This window comes from Embleya hyalina (genome assembly GCF_003967355.1).
Lineage (GTDB): Bacteria > Actinomycetota > Actinomycetes > Streptomycetales > Streptomycetaceae > Embleya > Embleya hyalina.
Genome location: NZ_BIFH01000048.1, coordinates 13,378 through 31,569 on the forward strand (window position 1 = coordinate 13,378; position 18,192 = coordinate 31,569).

The window sequence follows — 18,192 nt, forward strand, 5'->3', positions numbered from 1 at the left end:
GTTGGGGTCTCTCGTCGTCCTCGCCGGGACGGGAGACCTCGCGGACCGGATCGTCCCGTGGTCGACCTCGTGGATCGGTCCCTCGTCCGGAAGTCTCGCCTCGATGCAGGCCGCCAACGCGTCGAGTTCGGCGTCGGTCGACTCGTGCGGGATCGAGCGGCCCGTGCGGGCGCGCAGGTCGGCGCCGACCTCTCGGGCGTCGGTGTGGGTGCGGCGGGTTTCGGCGAGCGCGGTGGTCCGTACGGCGGCGAAGCCGGCCTCGCGCAGCGCCGCCTCGACCGCGGCGTCGGTGGGACGTCGGGCGGTCTCGATCGCGAGCAGGGCCGGGAACCGCTCGAAGAACCAGCCGCGCGGGTGGGTGGGCGTGCCGGGGCGGGCGACGTCGGCCGGGGAGCGGTGACGATCAGCGTGCCACCGGGCGCGAGCAGCCGCCGGGCCTCACGGAAACTTCCGGCGAGGTCGTCGAGGTGGTGGATCAGCGCCCGCTCGAACACGATGTCGGCGCAGCCGTCGGGCAATCCGGTGGCGTACGCGTCCCCTTCCCGAAACGACAGTCCTTCGCGAGGCGACGACCCTTCGCCGGACGACAGCCCGGCCCGCTCCCGGGCGCCGGAGAGGATCGTGGCCGAGAAGTCCACCCCGACCGCGCTCGCCGCCCCCGGATCCAGCCACGCGGTGGTGTGTACACCCCGCCGCGGCACCCGACGTCCACCAGCCGCGACCAGTCCGCGCCGGCGGTGCGGTGGATGCAGGTGAGGCGGTTGGCGTGGTTGTGGAAGTCGATCGGCGTGGCGGCCACCCCGGGGTGTCACACGGTGCGCAAACCATCTCGACATCAAGATACTTTCCGTGGGGAGGAGCCTTCCAGGTCTCGCCGGTGCCGCCGGATCAGGTACACGCCCGTGCACAGGGTGACCCCGGTCATCGCGGCGATGTGTTCGCGCCCGGCCAGGTTCGGCTTGACCACCACCTCGGCGATCATCAGCGCCCACACGCCCACGAACAGGATCGGCGCCCGCCGCACCATCGCGATGCACACCACCAGGCCCACCACCGCGGCCGAGGGGCCGGTGTCCATGATGTCGCCCTGGTGCGCGTCGATGCCGAGCAGGTGATCCGGGCCGAGGCCGACCATCACGCGCGCGGCCAGGGTGCCGGACAGCGTGGCGACGTACGCGATCACCAGGGTCCGGCGGGCACCCAGGTCGAGTTCGGCCAGTCCGAACAGGATCAGCACCTGGATCAGCGCGCCCCACACCGGCAGGTCCGGCGCGGGCACGAACAGCGACACGGGGGTGCGCAGCAGCGCGAGCGGCAGCGGGATGCCCGCGCTCACCCCGCCCAGCACCCGCACCACGTCGCCGCCCCACGAGGTGCGCCAGGCCAACCAGAAGCCGAGGCTCAGCAGCACCGCACACAGCGTGAGCGGGATCGCCATCGGCCCGTGCGCGCGCAGTTCGCGCGCCGGCGCCGCGGTGAGTCTGGTCCATTCGCCGCGCACCGCCGCCCCCGTGCGGACGAGCAGGCCGGGGCGCGGGGTGCTGCGGGCGAGCGTGGACATGGGTACGGCGGCTCCTGCGCTGGCGGGATGTCGCGACCGCCCGCGGTGTGCGTGGAACCCGAGGGACGACCGGTGCGGCCGAGCCCGAAGTGACGGCCGCCCTCGCCGTTATGCCCCACTTGAACCTGATTCAGCCGCGCATCACCCCATTCGGACGGGCGACCACCGGCCGGGTCAGCCCCTGCGGCGCAGCAGGGCCAGATACATCGCGTCCGTGCCGTGCAGGTGCGGCCACAGTTGCACGTCCGGCCCGCTGCCCAGGTGCGGTACGCCCGGGAACAGGGGGCGGGCGTCGATCAGCTCGGCCTCGTCCGCGCGCAGGATGTCGTCGACCACCACGCGGGTCTCGGCCGGGTGCGGTGAGCAGGTGACGTAGGCGATCACCCCGCCCGGGCGCGCGGCCGCGACGGCCGTGCGGAGCAAGGCACGCTGGAGCTCGCCCAGTTCGGGGATGTCCTCGGGCTTGCGGCGCCAGCGCGACTCGGGGCGGCGACGCAGCGCGCCCAGACCGCTGCACGGGACGTCGGCGATCACCCGGTCGAAGCTTCCGGGTCGCCAGGCCGGCCGGGTGCCGTCGGCGGTGATCACCTGATGGTGGGTCAGGTGGCCGATCGCGTTGCGGACCAGGCGCGCGCGGTGGTGGCGGCGTTCGACCGCGAGCAGCGACACGTCGCGGCCCGTGGCGATCGCGGCGAGCAGGCCGGCCTTGCCGCCGGGGCCGGCGCACAGGTCGAGCCAGCGGCTCTCGGCGCCCTCGACCTCGGCGTTCGCCAGCGCGGCGGCGACGAGCTGGCTGCCCTCGTCCTGGACCGCGGCGCGGCCGTCGCGGATCGCCTTGATCGCGGCGGGGTCGCCCTCGGGCAGCGTGGCGGCGTACGGCGACCAGCGCCCCGGGGTGGCACCGGCCTCGTACAGCTCGGCGAGTTCCACTCGGCCCGGGCGGGCGACCAGGGAGATGACCGGGGCGAGGTTGTCGGCGGCGAGCAGCGCCTCCATCGCGGCGCGATCGTGCGGGTTGCCGCGCGCGCCCAGCGCGTCCCACAACGCCTGCACGATCCAGCGCGGGTGCGAGTGCAGGACCGCGAGATGGCCCTCGGGGTCGTCCTCGTAGGGCGGCGCGATCTGCCGCAGCCACGTGTCCAGGTCCTGCTTGGACACCCGGCGCAGGATCGCGTTGACGAACTTGGCCCGGCCGTCGCCGAGTACCGCGCGGGCCAGTTCCACGGTGGCCGAGACGGCCGCGTGTACCGGGGTGCGCATGCTCAGCAACTGGTGCACGCCGAGCGCGAGCACGTCCAGGACCGGCGGGTCGATCTCCTGGATCGGCCGGTCGGTGCAGGCCGCCACGATCCGGTCGTAGGTGCCCTGACGGCGCAGCGTGCCGTGCACCAGCTCGGTCGCGAAGGCGGCGTCGCGGGGGATGATCCGGCGCTCGCGCAGCAGCGCGGGCAGTACCAGGTTGGCGTAGGCGTCGCGTTCGCCGACCGCGTGCAGGACGTCGTAGGCGGCCAGGCGCGCGGCGTCGGGACGCGGGCGGCGGTAGGGGCGTGCGGCGGGGGCGTTGGTCACGGTGCTCAGTTCGTGCCGAGGGTTTCACCGGGTTCGGGGTGTGCGCCCCGGGCCCAGTCGGTGGCGGCCATCATGCGTTTGCCCTGGGGCTGGACCAGGGTGAGTTCGACCGCGTGACTGCCGGTACCCACGCGGACCGCCTTCTTCTCCACCGCGATCTCGCCGGGAGCCAGCGCGTTGTCCCCGGCGCGCAGCCGGACCGGGGCGAGCTTCAACCGCTCGCCGCGGAAGGTGGTCCAGGCGCCGGGGGCGGGGGTGCAGCCGCGCACCACGCGGTCCACGCGCAGCGCGGGTGCGGTGAAGTCGACGCGAGCGTCCTCGACGCCGATCTTGGGCGCGAGGGACACCCCCTCCGGGGACTGCGGACGCGGGGCGAGGCTGCCGTCGGCGATCCCGTCCATGGTCGCCACCAGCAGGCGCGCGCCGGAGCGGGAGAGCCGGTCGAGCAGGTCGCCGCTGGTGTCGGTGGGCCGGATCTCGTCGGTGACCATGCCGTAGACCGGGCCGGAGTCCAGGCCCTGTTCGATCTCGAAGGTGCACGCGCCGGTGATGTCGTCGCCGGCGAGCACGGCGTGCTGCACCGGCGCCGCGCCGCGCCACGCGGGCAGCAGCGAGAAGTGCAGGTTGACCCAGCCGCGCGCGGGGATCTCCAACGCGGCCTTGGGCAGCAGCGCGCCGTAGGCGACCACGGGACAGCAGTCGGGGGCGATCTCGGTGAGCCGGGCCAGGAATTCCGGATCGCGCGGCTTGGCCGGGCGCAGGATCTCGATCCCGGCCTCGGCGGCCCGCTCGGCCACCGGACTGGCGACCAACCTGCGACCGCGACCGGCGGGGGCGTCGGGGCGGGTGACCACCGCGACCACCTCGTGCCGGGACTCCAGGAGGGCTTCGAGCGCGGGGACGGCGACCTCGGGGGTGCCGGCGAAGACTAGGCGCATGGGGTTTTAGAGGGCCTTCCCGAAGGTGGAGTGGGGGGAGAACTTCACCTGGGGCGGGGCCTGCCCCGCCCACTCCGCCTCGCGCAGCGCACGCAGCGCGGACTTGCGCTGTTCGCGGTCGAGCCGGTCGATGAACAGGATGCCGTCGAGGTGGTCGGTCTCGTGCTGGATGCAGCGCGAGAGCAGTCGGGTGCCCTCGACGACGACGGGGTCGCCGTGCATGTTGAAGCCCTTGGCGACCACGCCGTACGCGCGCTTGGTGTCGTAGCGCAGGCCCGGCAGGGACAGGCAGCCCTCGGGGCCGTCCTGTTCGTCCTCGGACAGGTCCAGGTCCGGGTTGATCAGGTGGCCCACCTCGCCGTCCACCTGGTAGGTGAACACCCGCAGGGCGACGCCGATCTGCGGCGCGGCCAGGCCGCTGCCGGGCGCGTCGCGCATGGTGTCGGTGAGGTCGGCGACCAGTCGACGCAGTTCCTTGTCGAACACGGTGACCGGGTCGGCCTTGCTCCGCAGGACGGGGTCGCCGAACAGGCGGATCGGCTGGACTGCCACGGGTGTGCTCCCCCATCGGTGGTCGGTCGGTGGTCGGTCGTACGGCTGCCGGCCGCCGCCGACCGCCGCGCGGGGTGGCGCGGCACACGAGGCGTGCCGCTCGGCGGTGGCGGTCGATCGGAACCGGAGAGCGGCAAGTCTACTGAGCGGGCGCGGTCCGGCTCCCGCATGCCGGGCGCGGGCCGCGGGCGGGGCGGGCCGCGACCCGGCCGGCGACCGTCCGCGCCGGCTTCCGCCCGTGCGCGGCGCGGGTCCGTCGAACCTCCGGCAACCCCGTCGGAGCCGGCGGACACTCTCCGGGTGTGACGACCGAACAGGAACATCGGGACGGGGACCACGTGTTGTGGGCCCGGGTCCGCGCGGGGGATCGCGACGCGTTCGCGGTGGTGTTCGACCGGTACGCGGGAGCGGTCTACGGCCACGTCCTGCGGCGGACCGGTGACGGCGGCGAGGCCGAGGACCTGACGTCGGCGGTGTTCCTGACCGCCTGGCGCCGCCGTGCGGAGGTGACCTTCGACCGGGACAGCGCGCTGCCGTGGCTGCTCGGCACGGCGAACCGCACGGTGGCCAACCGGCGGCGCGCGCTCAAGCGCTACCGGGCGCTGGCCGCGCGGGTGCCGCTGCCCGACCACGAACCCGACCACGCGGACGAGGTGGCCCGGCGGATCGACCGGGAGCGTGCGGCGCAGGCGTTGCGGCGTTCGGTGGCGAAGCTGCCCCGGCACGAGCGCGACGTGGTGGAGCTGTGCGTGTGGGGCGGCCTGGACCAGCAGGCGGCGGCCACCGCGCTCGGCGTGGCGCTGGGCACGGTCAAGGCGCGGATGCATCGGGCCCGGAAGCGGTTGAGCGGCCTGCTGGCCGAAGAGGGCGTGCACGCGAGCACGCACACAGGCATCGAGGAGACACGATGAGCCCGTACGACGAGGACCGGCTGCCCGGACACGACCGGCGCCGGCGCGAGTTGCTGGCCATGCTCGACCCGGAGCAACCCGGCCGGCACCGGGCGCTGGTACCGGGGATCGCCGCCGGCGCGGTGCTCGCGATCTGCGCCGTGGGGGTGTTGGCCGCACAACCGTGGCGGGGGCCGGAGAACCTGTCGGCCGCGGGGCCGGTGACCGGCCAGGACCCGTCCCAGGGGGTGCCGAGGGAGTCGGCCGAGGCGGGCGACCCGGTGCCGTGGGACGTGGCGGCCCGAACACTGGCGAGGTGTCTGGACAACGGCCGGCGGGCTGCGGTCCCGCCTCCGCCGCCGACCGGATTCGGGACGTCGATGCCGACGTGGCGACCGCCTGAGGCGACGATGTCGCCGGGTGGGGAACAGTCGCTGCCGCCGGGGGTGTCGTTCATGGAGGCGAGCGGGCCGCCGATGACGCCACCGGCGTGGCTCGGCGACGCGATGCCGCCGACCGCGACGGGCCGGCCGACCGGGCCGAACCCGTCCCCACCGTCGTCCGGGGGGCCCGCGATCGGATCCGGGTCGCTGTACGGGCCGGCGACGTTCCCGCCGGGGGTCACGGTGGACGGCGGGCCGCCGCCACCGCTGACGGCGAGCCCGACGGCGCACGGGGCGCGGACGCCGAGTCCGGCCGGGCCCGACGCGTCGTTGTGGAAGGTGCGCGAGCCGGATTCGGCGTTCAAGCCGTACTTCACCGCCTGGGAGGATCTCGGAGGCGGCATGCTGCGCCCGCTGGTCGTGGGCAAGGCGACCATGCCGGGCCTGGTGGTCTGCCACGGAGAGGCGCCACCGGACTTCCCGGCCCCGACGGCGGCCGACGGCACCCTCGCGGGCCCGTTCGAGGTCCGTCGAAGCACGCTCCTCGGTCCGGTGACCGACCCGCCGCCGGCCGCCGCGGTGTCGACGTGGTGGGGCCGGACCACGGCCTCGGTGGCCCGGATCGTGGTGGAGTTGCCGGGCGGACGCACGATCGACGCGGTGGTCCGCGACGGCGTGTGGTTCGCCGGCGTCCCCGGCAACCTCGTCGCGCCGCCGCGCATCCGCGCCTACGACGCGGCCGGCGCCCTCCTGGGCGAACGCACGGGCGACAAGGAGTCCCTGCGCTGCGCCACGACCCCGATGACGAAGGGCTGCGGAAGCCGCACGCACTGGGGGTAGCGCCACCACCCGCGAGACGGGCGCACGCCCGGGTGGGCTCGTGACACCCCGGCGCGGCGCCCCGGAGCCGGGCCACGAGCCGGGCGCCCGGGCGCCGCCGGGCACCGCACCGTCCGGGCGAACCGGGCGCCGCGCCCGACCGCGTCACCCGATGTCCGGCGGATCGACCCTGATCAGCACCGGATCGGCGGTGCCCCGGGCCAGCCGCAACGTCTGCGCCGCCTTCAGCGCGTGTGCCAGTTCCGCGCCCCGGCCCGGTTCGATCCGGAGCAGGACTCGTTCGTGGCGCGGCGGTTCGGCCGCCGGCCGGGCCGGCGCGGGAGCCGGCGGCGTGGCGCCGAACAGGGCGCGGGTGAGTTCGGCGCGGGTGTCGGCGGCCCTGGGGTCGGGCCTGGCCGGCGCCGGCGGCGGAGTGCGCGCGACGGTCGGGGCGACCGGGACCGGGCCCAGTACGTCCACCCCGTCCGGCAACCGCAACACCGCCAGGAAGTCGGCGATCCCGGCGGGCGGACCGGTGACCGACGCCATCCGCGACACCGGCGGCAGGTTCAGGTCGGCCCGCTCGCCGAGTTCGGTCAGCGCGTACCCCTGCGGGTCCCACCGCACCAGCGCCTGCACCGGACGCAGCGTGGACTCGGCGACCACGACCAGCGTGCCGCCCTCCCCCGCCGGGCGGACCAGGCTCGCCGCGTCCAGCCAGCGGCGCAGCGCCTCCTCGCCGGCGCGCAGGTCGGGCCGGGTGAGCAGGGCCCAGCCGTCCAGGAGCAGCGCCGCCGCGTAGCCGCTCGGCGCGACCGGTTCGGCTCCGGGCGTGGCGATGATCAGCGCGGGCAGGTCCGGCACGGTGGTCAGGATCGCGTCCCGCCCGGAGGTACGCACGGGCACCGTGGGGAACGCGCGGCCCAACTCCTCCGCGGTCCGTCGCGCGCCGATCACGCCCGCCCGGATCCGGTCCCCGCCGCACACTCGGCAATGCCAGTTCGGCGCCGGACGGGTACACCAACCGCAGGTCAACACCGCGTCCCCGGAGGGCAGTTCGAGCGGCCCGGAACAGTGCGCGCAGCGTGCCGGCTCCCGGCAGCGCCGACACGCGGTGCGCACGAGGTAGCCGCGTCGGGGCACCTGGACCAGGACCGGACCGCCGCGCAACGCGGTGCGCGCCACGTCCCAGGCCACGCTCGGCAACCGCGCCGCGCGCGCCGCCTCGTCCCGGGCCAGGTCCAGATCGCTGCCGACGGTGCGCACGAGCGGCGCGGCGGCGCGCACCGCGGCCCGGTCGGCGTCCAGCGGCCGGGCCCAGCCGGAGCGCACCAGTTGCGCGGCCTCGACCGTGGTGGAGTGCCCGCCGACGGTGAACGCGGCGTGCTCGCGGGCGGCCCGCATGGCCAGCACCTCGCGCACGTGCGGGTGCGGCGCGTTCTGGTCGGCGTGCGAGTCGTCGCCGTCGTTCCAGACCAGGGCCAGGCCCAGTTCCACGACCGGCGCGAACATCGCCGCGCGGGTGCCCACGACGGCGCGGACCGTACCCCGGTTGACCGCCAGCCAGCGCCGGTAGCGCTCCTCCGGTCCCAGTCCGGCGGTCAGCGCGACGTGCCGGCCCGGACCGAGCAGCGCGGTCAACGCCGCGTCGACCCGGTCCACCGCCTTGGCGTCGGGGACGACCGCGAGCGCTCCGCGACCGCCGGCCAGGGTGGCGGCCAGCGCGCGGGCGATCTCGTCCGGCCAGTGCGGCCCGGGCAGCGCGGTCCACACCGTGCGCGGCGACTCGCCCGCGGCGAGCGCGGCCAGATGCGCGGCGCCCGCCGGGTAGCGCGACCACGGCCCCGGCGCGGGCGGCCCGGGTCGCACCCGCGGCTCCCCCGAGGACTCCGCCTCGGCGCGCGCGTGCCGGGCCGGCAGCGCGAGCTGCACGATGTCGGCGAGGCTGCCCGCGTAGCGGTCCGCCACCGCCCGGGCCAGCTCGACCATCGGCGGCGCCAGCACGATCTCGGGCGAGACGACGCTCGCCAACGGGGCCAGCGGCCCGGCGTAGGTACTGCGCTCGACCCGCTCGACGATCACCCCGTCGATCAACCCGCCACCGCGGCGCCGCCCGTCCACGACCTTGGCCCCGAACCGCACCCGCACCCGCACGCCGGGCCGGGCCTGCTCGGCCAGCTTGGCCGGCACCGAGTAGTCGAACAGTCGATCCAGGTGCACGAGCCCCTTGTCCACGACGACCCTGGCCACCGGCAGCCGCTCGGCCTGCGCCGGCGCCTTCGGCTTGCGCCCCCGGGCAGCCCGCACGGCCCGCCGCGCCCCCTCGACCCCGAACGCCAGCTGCCCGTCCTCGCCGCCGCCTCCACCAGGATCGTTCGTCGCCACATCGATCATCCTGACAGACGGGTACGACGGATCCACGCGGGTACGACGCCCCGTCGGCAGCCCGATACCACTCCCGCGACAGGCAACGGCACCCCATTCGCATACTCGAGACGGGCGTACGAGACGACCTGGCTCGCCCGGCCGCGGACGAACTCGGCGGCGTCACGTCGAATAGCGAACTCGGCAGTGGGACGGCCTGGGCGGTGAGCCGGAAAGCCGCCCCATGCGAGGTCCGGATGGCCGACCTCGCGCCGGTCATCGGCTCGGAGCAGTCCGGCCGCCGTCCCGTCGTGGTGGTGAACTCACCGTTCTACACGTCCTTCCTCACCACGCGGGACCGCGGCCTGCCCCATCACGTCCCGGTGTCCTCGCCACAGTCCGGCCTCCGCCATCCGAGCCGGGCCCGGACCGACGACGTGCGGACGATGTCCGAACAGCGTCTCGTCGGGCGCCCGCCGGGCAGCGTCGGCGACAAGGAGGCGGAGGAAATTCGCGCCTACGTTCGGCTCATGTCGGACATCTGACCGGATCCGCGTCGGACGGGCGAGGATGCCACCCGACAATCGGAGCGACCAGCGCGGCGAAACACGTGGACCAAAGAACCAGGTACGGTCCGAGCAGACGATTCTCCTCGGTCACGACCCCGGATGTGGCCAGCAGCAGCCACAGGGCGGCTCCCGTACTTGCGCCCATGCCCACGAAGAATCCGCGGAAAAGCCACTTCCGCCGCCACACCGAGCCGGGCGCGAGCACGAGCAGGGACGGCAGGACCAGGGCCGCGAGCACTCCGAAGGGAAACGCCACAAGCGCGAAGGCCAGGGCGCCGGGCGTCAACCCCAGGGAGGCGACGCCCAGCAGCGCGCCCCCCCAGGACGGCACCCACGGGACATGCGACACCGGTGCCCAATACGGCCCGCAACAGAAGCGGCAGATCCTCCTCGGTCGGCCGCCATACCGCCCACATCCTCGCGAACACGTTCACCATGCTCGGGCGACACATCCTTCCAGAGGGTGGATCCGCAGGTGTGCGGATCCCGAAGCGTCGTGCACGCCGGATCGGCCCGGGCCCAGCGTGGGCTACTCCACCTCCACCCCGTGTGACTCCGCGACGCCCAGCAGGCCGTTGCGGAAGCCGTTCGTGGTGGGTGAGAAGGTCCAGCCGGTGTCGGCGCGGACGAAGGCGCCGAGGACCATGGCGGTTTCGCCGGGGCGGCGGGTCGGGACCGGGTTGGTGCCGAGGTCGCGGCCGTTCGCCTGATCGAGGCGGGTGAGTCTGGTGCCGCGCAGGGTGCTCAGGTCGCGGCCGGGGGCGTGTTCCTCGTCGACGGCGGCGGCCAGGACCAGGCGGTCGGCCTCGCGGGGCAGCAGGGCCAGGTCGATCAGGTAGGCCACCCCGTCGCCGATCCGCACCGCCCCTTCCGGACTGGCCGGGTTGTTGAAGAAGACGAAGTGCTCGTCGCCGAGCACCCGTCCGCGTCGGCACACGAACGCGCACGGGTCCAGCGGCGGCGCGGTCCCCGGATCCCAGGCCACCTGGACCAGGAGCCGACTGCCGGGCGCGGCGGCCGTGCCGGTGCCCGGGCCCAGGCGACCGCGCAGGCCGTGCCGGGCGAGCAGGCCGACCAGCTCCGGCCCCGTGACCAGGCCCAGCGGCTTGTTGCGGATGAACTCGTGACTGCCGGGCCCGAATTGGGACGTGGTGACCAGCAGGCCCTTGTTCGCGCCGTGGTGCTGTACGGTCCCGGCCAGGTCGCGCACCGCGGTCGGCGGGACGGTGTGCCGGTAGCGCTTGACCTGCACCACGATCGTGCCGCCGCGAATCGGGTCCGGGTCCACCGCGACCACGTCGACGCCCTGATCGCCGCTGCGCGCGGTGGTCGCGACCTCCATGCCCATGCGCCGGAACAGCTGGGCGATCAGGTTCTCGAACTCGATCGGGTCCATCACGAACAGGTCCGGATCGTCGTCGCCGGCCCCGGGCGGCGCGGGCGGCGTGGGGGTGGGCGCCGGCGCCGGCGCCGAGGCGACGCTGTCCGCGAGCCGGGTCGTCCGTACCGGAGTGGGCCGGTCCGGGCGCGTCGACAGGGTGCCCTCCATCGCCTCCAGGCACGCGACGGCGTCCACCCGGTCCAGGCCGATGTGCCGGAACTCCTGCGCGCGGGCGGTCACCGTGACCAGGTACGTGCGCCCCGGCCGGCCCGTCGCCGGGTCGATCGCCTGGACGAAGCCGTTCAGCACCACCGAGTCGAGAATGCCCTCGTGGTCGGCGAAGAACAGCTCGGCGAGGATCCGCAGCGCGCTCTGCGCGAGCAGGTCGCGGTGGATCGTGCGCCGGTCGGTCGCCGTGCGGGCGACCTCCTTCTCCTGGTCGTCGGTCTTCACGTAGCGCATCCGGGCCACCGCCGGCACCACGTCGACGGTCGGGAGTTCGTGGTCGACCACGAGTTGGCGCCCCGCGGCGTCGAAGGCCACCGTCGACTGGTCGGAGAAGCCCTCCGGCCAGTCCGGCGAGGCCAGCAGGACTCCCTCGAAGTAGTCCTCGATCGCCTCCGGATCGCGCGCCGCGAGTCGCCGCACCAGGTCGTCGACCTGGTCGTTGCGCTGCGCGGCGAGCGCCCGCTGACCGTTGGCCCACTCCTCGAACTGTCGGTGGTAGTCGTTGTATCGCTGCTGCCGCTCGTATTCGGCGGCCTGCGCGGCCCGCAGGTCGTGCTCGTAGCGGGCCTGTGCCTGGGCCCGGTCCTGCTCGTAGCGGGAGTGCGCGCCGGGCGCGAACGAGCCCAGGCCGGACGGCGCGGCGACCTGATAGCGCGCCGGATCGGGCATCGGGATCGGCCGGGCCAACTCCCCCGGCTGGAACGGCGGGATCTCCACGGCGGCGCGCAACCGGTCGATGTGGAACCCCGGCGCGCTCAGCCGGGCCCGGAGCACGCCCTGGAGTTCGGCGACCCGCTCCTCGATCTCGGCGGTTCGTCGGGCCACTTCGGCCTCGCGGGCCTGTTGGTAGGCGCGCTGCGCCTCGCGGTCCGCCCGGGCGGCGGCCTTCTGCGCCTCGCGGCGATTGCGCTCGTCCGCCCGCTGTTGCTGCTGCCGCGCGCGCAACTCGGCCTCGCGCTGCCGCTGTTGCTGCCGCTGTAGTTCGGCCCATGTCCCCAGCACGCCGGTGCTTCGCCGACTCGCCACGCTATCGCCCTTCCGCCCTGCACCCGTCCGCCCCCACGCCGGATGCCATCCTGCCGTGTCCGGCCGGTCGGCGCGAAGGCGGTCGGCGGGTCGATCCGCAGGTGATCGGGCGATGGGGCGGGCGGGCGGCGGAGCGGGGCCGGAGCGGCACCTCGCCCACCCGCCCCGGTCCCGCCGAGCCGTCACCGGCCGCCGCGTGAACTGCCGCCCCTCGAACCGCTGGACGAACCGCCCTTGGAGCCGCTGCCGGACGAGCCGCCGCCCTTGGATCCGCTGGTCGAACCGCCGGACGAGATGCCCGACGTGCCACCCGTGTTTCCCGTGCCGGCCGATCCGGAGGTCGTGGAGCGCGTGGGATCGGATGTGTCCGTCGGTCCGGATCGCGAGGCGGTCGGCAGCGCGGCGCCGGGGTTCGTGGCGGTCGCGCTCGGGACGGAGACGGTCGTCCGCTTCGGCGGTTTCGGCCGCTTCGACGACTTGGTCCCACCGCCGCCGCATCCCGCCAGGACCAGTACGCCGGCCGTGGTCGCCGCGGTGGCGACCGTTCCGATCCGGAAGATTCGTTTTTTCGTCCGTCGCATGCTGCACACGCCCCCGTGGTCGACTTTCGTAGGACTGTAGCCGGCCCGACCGGCCGCCGCCGGTACTCCCCCTCCCGACGGCGGCCGATTCACCTCATTCGCAGGCGGTTCCGTCCCCGTCCCGGTCCAGGTGCGAGCCGTAGCCGGGTTCGCCGCGATGGATCGGCGCGGCGCCGGCGGCCCGAACCGCGGTGCAGTTCTTGTAGTAGACCGGCCCGTCGCCACCGGTACTGCTGCCGCCGGTACTGCCGGAGGTGCCGGAGCCGCCGGACGAACCCGTTCCCGCCGAACCGCCGCTCGACCCCGTGCTCCTGCTCCCCCCGGTGCCGGCCGAGTCGCCCGCCGGCGTGCCGGGTGCCTTCGTCGGCGCCGGCGTGTTCGTCGAAGCCGCCGGCGGCGACGGCGGCGACGAGGACGCGGGTGCGGAAGGTGTCGGCGAGCCCGACGCCGCGGCGGTGGCCGTGGCCGACCCGCCCGCGCTCTGCGAGGGCTTCGGCGAGCCGGACTTGCCGCCCCCGTCCCCGTCGCACCCCGCCGACGCCAGGGCCAACACCACCGCCAACGCCGGCGCGATCACCCCCGCACGCCGCGCGGATCCGAATTTCGGCATGGCTGTGCCGGATGTGCCCATCTGCGAGTTCCCCCCTCGATATGTGCCGCCCGGACTCCAGCCGCCATCCCCATCGCCGTCCCCCCGACCCGGGAGCCGGCACCGCTTCCCACGTTTCGTCGGGTATCTGGACCGGGCCTCGGAACGGACCTACGGTGCCTGGATGGACCGATTGAGCGCGTTGGATGCCGGGTTCTACTTCGTCGAGGACGAGAACGTGCCGATGCACGTCGGATCCGTGCTGATCTTCGACGGGCCCGCACCGTCCTACGGCGATGTGATCCGGCTGTTCGTCTCGAAGTTGCCGGACGTGCCGCGCTATCGGCAACGGGTGCGTACGCTGCCCCTGCATCTGGGCCGCCCGGTGTGGGTGGACGACGAGCACTTCCAGATCCTCTACCACGTGCGGCACACCGCGGTCCCCGCGCCGGGCGGCGCCGATCAGGTGCGCAACCTCGCCGGCCGACTGTTCGCGCAGCGGCTGGACCTGAGCAAGCCGCTGTGGGAGGTCTGGCTGGTGGAGGGCCTGGCCGACGGCCGCTGGGCGATCATCTCCAAGGTGCACCACTGCCTGATCGACGGCATCGCCGGCACCGACCTGCTGCAGATCCTGCTCGATTGGCGCAAGGACCCGGAACCGCCCGGGGCCGGCGAGTCGGCGGACCTCGACCCGTGGCTCCCGGAGCCCGCGCCGAGCACCGCGGATCTGATCGTGGACGGCCTGCGGGACGCCGTCGCGACCCCGATCAAGCACCTGGCGGCGGTACCGGCGCTGGCTCGGGAGATGCGCAGCGGCTCGGAGTTGACCGACATCCTCCGGGCGCTGGCCCGCAGCCTGCCCGGCACCGCGAATCGACTCCTGGAGACCTCGGCCGGCTCGCTCAACGGCCCGATCGGGCCGCATCGGCGCTGGGTGTGGGCCGACGCGGAGATCACCGAGATCAAGCGGATCCGGAAGGAGTTCGGCGGCACCGTCAACGACGTGATCCTCACCGCGATCACCCGGGGCTTCCGCGACCTGCTGGCCGGGCGGGGCGAGTTGACGGCGGATCAGGTGGTCCGCTCGCTGGTCCCGGTGTCGGTGCGCGCGCCGCGCGAGCGCAGGACGCTGAACAACCGGCTCAGCGCGATCCTGGTGAACCTGCCGGTCGGCGAGGACGATCCGGCGGCCCGGCTCCGCTCGGTCCGCGAGCAGATGGACGACCTCAAACGCAGCCGGCAGGCGGCCGGCGCCGATGTCCTCACCAACCTGGGCAACTTCGCCGCGCCGACCCTGCTGGCCCTCGGCTCGCGCACCGCGCTGCGCTTCCCCCAGCGCTTCCTGCAGACGCTCACCACCAACGTGCCGGGCCCGCGCGTCCCGCTCTACATGCTGGGCCGCCCGCTGCGCGAGCTCTACCCGTACGTCCCGATCGCGGGCTCGATGCGCGTCGGCGTCGGCGTCTTCTCCTACCTGGACCACGTCACCTTCGGCGTCACCGCCGACTTCGACGCGGTTCCCGACGCCCAGGTTCTCGCCGACGGAATCCGAGCGGGCTTCGACGAACTCCTCGAGGCGGCCGACGATTCCCCGTGAACCGACCCCGGCGCGGCGCCCTTCCCCCGACCGCACCCACCGCCGGTGCGGGTGGGGCGGTACGCCGGGTGGGTTCGCGGGACCGGCACAATGCGCGGATGAGCGCTTCGCGGGACATTCTTGGTCGGTCGGCCCCCGGGCCGGATCGTACGTTGCGGTACGGGTCGGGAGCGGAGCAGGTCGTCGATCTCTGGCACGCGCCGGGCGAGTCGCGTGGGCTCGTCGTGGTGTTGCACGGGGGGTATTGGCGGGCCCGGTACGACCGGGGGTACACGTACTCGATGTGCGTCGCCCTGGCGGCCGAGGGGTACACGGCGGCGACCGTCGAGTATCGCCGGGCCGGGCAGCCGGGGGCCGGCCGGCCCGGGACGTTCGAGGATGTCGCCGCCGCCGTCGATCTGCTGGCGGCGCGGGTTCCCGGGCCCATGGTGCTGCTGGGCCACTCCGCCGGCGGACATCTCGCGGTGTGGGCCGCGCTCCGCGACCGGGTGCCGGCGGGCGGCCCGGGTCGGCTGTCCGCGCCGCCGACCCTGGCGGGGGCCGTCGCGCTGGGCGGCGTATTGGACCTGGACGCGGCGCTGGACCTGGACCTGGACGACGGCGCGGCGGCCGAGTTCCTGCCCGACCACTCCGAGCGCGTGCTCGCCGAGACCGACCCGGTCCGGCTGGCGGCGGGCGGGGTCGGCGGGCGCCGGCTGATCCTGCTGCACGGCGACGCCGACGAGCAGGTCCCGATCGCCCTGAGCCGAACCTTCGCGGCCGTCTCGGGAGCGGACCTGCGCGAACTCCCGGGAATCGGCCACTTCGAGCCGGTCGACCCGCTCTCGACCGCCTGGCCGGAGGTCACCCGAGCGGTCGCCGACGCGCTGGGCTGATCGACGGCGGGCCCCTCGACCGACCGCGTCTCCTCAGCCTCGATTCGCCAACAACACCCCGACGCCGCCGATCGCGATCCCGGCCGACGTGGTCACCGGCAACGACTGGTCGAGCAGGAGCCACGCCAGGAGCGCGGTCGCGGCCGGCGTCAGGAAGAACAGCGTGCCGACCCGACTCGCCGAGGACCGCCGCAACATCAGGTTGAGCAGCGTGAACACCCCGATCGAGTTGACCAGCACCATCCACGCGAGCGTGCCGAGGAACGGCCCCCACGCGCCGATGCGCGGCGTCTCGAACAGCAGCGACCCCAGGCCGATGAACGGCGCGCCGACCAGGAACTGCACGGCCGTACCGGTGCGCAGATCGACGTCCCGCACATAGCGCTTCTGGTACACCGTGCCCACGCTGAGCCCGAGCAGCCCGACCACGGCCAGCACCAGCGCCGGGATCGACGTGCCGGCGGGGCCGGAGACGGCGACCACGACCCCGATCGTGCCCAGGCCGAAGCCCAGCCACTGCCGGACGCTCACCCGCTCGCCGAGCACGCGCCCGGCCAACAGCGCGATCAGCACCGGATTGAGCCCCTGGACGAGGGCCGCCACGGCGGCGGACATGCCGAGCGACAGCGCCGTGTACAGCGCGCCGAACTGGACTGCCTGGAAGAGCAGTCCGGCCACCATCACGTGGACGAGCCGTCGACCGCGCGGCCACGGCGCCCGCACGACCAGGGCGAACCCCCCGAGCAGCACTCCGGCGAGCAGGAACCGGAAGAACATCAGCAACAACGGCGGCGCCGCGTCCACCCCGATCGCGGCGACGATGAACCCGCTGCTCCACAGCAGCACGAACAGCGGCGGAACCGCCCTCCCGGCCGCTTCCCTTCGCCGCTCCCGCCCGGGATCCCGCCCGGTCCGCTCCGGGGGGTGACCGACGGCCGTCGGTGCCGTCCGGTCGCCTGGAGCGGCGTCCTGCTGCCTGCCCGCCCGGGTGCTGTCCCGGGTGGTGTCTGCGGCGGTCACTGGGACCCACTCCCGATCGACGATGGAATAACTGCCCAATCCGGTTACTCACCCTGACCCGTCCGACACTAACCTGTCAAACCGGTTATCCTGGCGAGGTGGCCTACACCTTCAGCGGCGGCGACGTCGCACTCGACCTGATCGGCACCGTGCAGGCGCGCCGTACCGAGCCGCGCGACCTCCTCGACACGCCGGCATCGCTCGCGTCCTGGACGGTCGCGGCCGGCCTCGTGGACACGCTTCCGGCGGTGGACGAACGAGGGCTCGCGGACACGATCGAGTTGCGCGAGACGATGTACCGACTGGCCCTGGCACGCGAGACGCCGCAGCGGTACGCAGGGCCCGACCTCACGACGCTCAACCGCCTGGCGGCCGGCGAGCCGGTCGGGGTCGCGCTGACCGCGGGCGGCCTGGTGGAGCGCACCGGCGACCTCGCGGCGGTACTGACCGAGATCGCCCGCTCGGCGGTCGCGTTGTTCGGCGGCCCGGACGCGGACCGGATCAGGGAGTGCGAGGCGCCGCTCTGCACCCGCCTCTACGTGGACACCTCACGCCACGCCGGCCGCCGCTGGTGCGACATGCGCGGCTGCGGCAACCGGGCCAAGGCCGCCGCCTTCCGCGCCCGGCACCGCGGCGAGCCGGAATCCGCCGACGCCTGAGCGGTCGGCGCGCGCCGGCTTCACGGGCCCGCGCGCGACCGCCCGGTTCACGCCCGAGCGCACGACCGCCCCCGCGTCACCGCCCGCCGAGCGTCGACGCCAGGATGCGCAGCGCCCGGTCCACCACGTCCCGGTCCGCGCCCGCGATCGGCTCGAGCAGCCCGTCGAGCGCGTCGATCCGCGCCCGCATCGCCGTCCGGGCACAGCGCCGGCCCGCCTCGGTGAGGCGGACCAGCACCGAGCGGCCGTCCTCGGGGTTGGGCCGGCGCTCGACCAACTCCTTGCGCGCGAGCCGGTCCACGCAGTGCGTCATGCCGCCGGAGGAGTACATCACCAGCGGCCGCAACTCCCGCAGCGTCAGGCCGGGTTCGTCCGGCCGGGTGGCCAGCACCGCCAGCACCATGTACTCCGGCGCGGTCAGGTCCAGCGCGCCGATGCTGCGCCGGTCGAACTCCTCCATGGCGATCATCGCCTGATGCATCCGCACCACGAACCCGACCGAGGACGCCTCCGCGTCCGGCAGCACCGCCGACCACGCGGCCACCACGGAGTCGGCGTAGTCGGCCTGTGCATCGCTCACGTCGTACTCCC

The 18,192-nt window shown here is 74.5% G+C and carries 18 protein-coding genes and 1 pseudogene; 8 read left to right on the forward strand and 11 right to left on the reverse strand.

The genetic code is table 11. From position 1 onward, the window contains the following. Window position 1: 1 nt before the first annotated feature. The gene (locus tag EMA17_RS54900; RefSeq protein ID WP_246127312.1) at window positions 2–400 is read left to right on the forward strand and encodes a hypothetical protein; all 399 of its coding nucleotides are present in this window, start codon (window positions 2–4) and stop codon (window positions 398–400) included. Window positions 401–446: 46 nt separating this feature from the next. On the opposite strand, the pseudogene EMA17_RS54905 reads toward EMA17_RS54900, so the two are convergent. The 5 genes and pseudogenes from EMA17_RS54905 to def all read right to left on the reverse strand — a co-directional run. Continuing rightward, window positions 447–836 (reverse strand): annotated as a pseudogene (locus EMA17_RS54905) (methyltransferase domain-containing protein); the annotation flags it as partial. Further along, the gene (locus EMA17_RS52295; protein WP_160161793.1) at window positions 836–1,561 is read right to left on the reverse strand and encodes a hypothetical protein; all 726 of its coding nucleotides are present in this window, start codon (window positions 1,559–1,561) and stop codon (window positions 836–838) included. The gene EMA17_RS52295 and the pseudogene EMA17_RS54905, both read right to left, overlap by 1 nt. Window positions 1,562–1,735: 174 nt before the next feature. Next, the gene (locus EMA17_RS44800) at window positions 1,736–3,130 is read right to left on the reverse strand and encodes an RsmB/NOP family class I SAM-dependent RNA methyltransferase (RefSeq protein ID WP_126642974.1); all 1,395 of its coding nucleotides are present in this window, start codon (window positions 3,128–3,130) and stop codon (window positions 1,736–1,738) included. 5 nt (window positions 3,131–3,135) lie between these two features. Beyond that, window positions 3,136–4,068 (reverse strand): methionyl-tRNA formyltransferase, encoded by a 933-nt coding sequence (gene fmt / locus EMA17_RS44805; RefSeq protein WP_126642975.1) that lies wholly within the window; start codon window positions 4,066–4,068, stop codon window positions 3,136–3,138. 6 nt (window positions 4,069–4,074) lie between these two features. Then, window positions 4,075–4,620 carry a peptide deformylase gene (def, locus tag EMA17_RS44810; protein ID WP_126642976.1) on the reverse strand — a complete coding sequence of 182 codons (546 nt, stop codon included), beginning with the start codon at window positions 4,618–4,620 and terminating at the stop codon, window positions 4,075–4,077. 302 nt (window positions 4,621–4,922) lie between these two features. Between def and EMA17_RS44815 the strand changes: the two genes are divergently transcribed. Both EMA17_RS44815 and EMA17_RS44820 read left to right on the forward strand, forming a co-directional pair. After that, complete coding sequence (locus tag EMA17_RS44815) at window positions 4,923–5,531, forward strand: RNA polymerase sigma factor (protein ID WP_126642977.1); 609 nt, start codon at window positions 4,923–4,925, stop codon at window positions 5,529–5,531. Further along, complete coding sequence (locus EMA17_RS44820) at window positions 5,528–6,733, forward strand: hypothetical protein (RefSeq protein ID WP_126642978.1); 1,206 nt, start codon at window positions 5,528–5,530, stop codon at window positions 6,731–6,733. Before EMA17_RS44815 ends, EMA17_RS44820 begins: the two co-directional genes overlap by 4 nt. Before the next feature lie 144 nt (window positions 6,734–6,877). Here the strand turns inward: EMA17_RS44820 and EMA17_RS44825 are convergent, their stop codons facing one another. Beyond that, window positions 6,878–9,106 (reverse strand): primosomal protein N', encoded by a 2,229-nt coding sequence (locus EMA17_RS44825; RefSeq protein WP_126642979.1) that lies wholly within the window; start codon window positions 9,104–9,106, stop codon window positions 6,878–6,880. 227 nt (window positions 9,107–9,333) lie between these two features. Here EMA17_RS44825 and EMA17_RS44830 point away from each other — a divergent pair, with 227 nt between their 5' ends. Further along, complete coding sequence (locus EMA17_RS44830) at window positions 9,334–9,621, forward strand: type II toxin-antitoxin system PemK/MazF family toxin (protein ID WP_126642980.1); 288 nt, start codon at window positions 9,334–9,336, stop codon at window positions 9,619–9,621. On the opposite strand, the gene EMA17_RS44835 is transcribed toward EMA17_RS44830, so the two are convergent. Beyond that, window positions 9,605–9,976 carry a hypothetical protein gene (locus EMA17_RS44835; RefSeq protein WP_126642981.1) on the reverse strand — a complete coding sequence of 124 codons (372 nt, stop codon included), beginning with the start codon at window positions 9,974–9,976 and terminating at the stop codon, window positions 9,605–9,607. The two genes, EMA17_RS44830 and EMA17_RS44835, sit on opposite strands and share 17 nt — an antisense overlap. A 198-nt stretch (window positions 9,977–10,174) precedes the next feature. Then, window positions 10,175–12,280, reverse strand: coding sequence for a restriction endonuclease (locus tag EMA17_RS44840; protein ID WP_246127302.1), 2,106 nt, complete (start codon window positions 12,278–12,280; stop codon window positions 10,175–10,177). 234 nt (window positions 12,281–12,514) lie between these two features. Between EMA17_RS44840 and EMA17_RS44845 the strand changes: the two genes are divergently transcribed. Further along, entirely contained in the window at window positions 12,515–12,901 is a 387-nt protein-coding gene (locus EMA17_RS44845) for a hypothetical protein (protein ID WP_126642982.1), read from the forward strand. 54 nt (window positions 12,902–12,955) lie between these two features. Here EMA17_RS44845 and EMA17_RS44850 read toward each other — a convergent pair whose 3' ends face one another. Beyond that, window positions 12,956–13,471 (reverse strand): excalibur calcium-binding domain-containing protein, encoded by a 516-nt coding sequence (locus EMA17_RS44850; protein ID WP_126642983.1) that lies wholly within the window; start codon window positions 13,469–13,471, stop codon window positions 12,956–12,958. Window positions 13,472–13,634: 163 nt separating this feature from the next. Between EMA17_RS44850 and EMA17_RS44855 the strand changes: the two genes are divergently transcribed. Both EMA17_RS44855 and EMA17_RS44860 read left to right on the forward strand, forming a co-directional pair. After that, window positions 13,635–15,047 carry a WS/DGAT/MGAT family O-acyltransferase gene (locus EMA17_RS44855; RefSeq protein WP_126642984.1) on the forward strand — a complete coding sequence of 471 codons (1,413 nt, stop codon included), beginning with the start codon at window positions 13,635–13,637 and terminating at the stop codon, window positions 15,045–15,047. Window positions 15,048–15,145: 98 nt separating this feature from the next. After that, on the forward strand, window positions 15,146–15,922 hold the full coding sequence (locus tag EMA17_RS44860) for an alpha/beta hydrolase family protein (RefSeq protein ID WP_126642985.1): 777 nt from the start codon (window positions 15,146–15,148) through the stop codon (window positions 15,920–15,922). Between the two features lie 33 nt (window positions 15,923–15,955). Here the strand turns inward: EMA17_RS44860 and EMA17_RS44865 are convergent, their stop codons facing one another. Beyond that, window positions 15,956–16,942, reverse strand: a complete 987-nt coding sequence (locus EMA17_RS44865; RefSeq protein ID WP_126642986.1) for a DMT family transporter — start codon at window positions 16,940–16,942, stop codon at window positions 15,956–15,958. Window positions 16,943–17,040: 98 nt separating this feature from the next. On the opposite strand from EMA17_RS44865, the gene EMA17_RS44870 reads away from it, so the two are divergent. Continuing rightward, entirely contained in the window at window positions 17,041–17,601 is a 561-nt protein-coding gene (locus EMA17_RS44870) for a CGNR zinc finger domain-containing protein (protein ID WP_126642987.1), read from the forward strand. Window positions 17,602–17,677: 76 nt separating this feature from the next. Here EMA17_RS44870 and EMA17_RS44875 read toward each other — a convergent pair whose 3' ends face one another. After that, complete coding sequence (locus tag EMA17_RS44875; protein ID WP_126642988.1) at window positions 17,678–18,181, reverse strand: MarR family winged helix-turn-helix transcriptional regulator; 504 nt, start codon at window positions 18,179–18,181, stop codon at window positions 17,678–17,680. Window positions 18,182–18,192 lie beyond the last annotated feature (11 nt).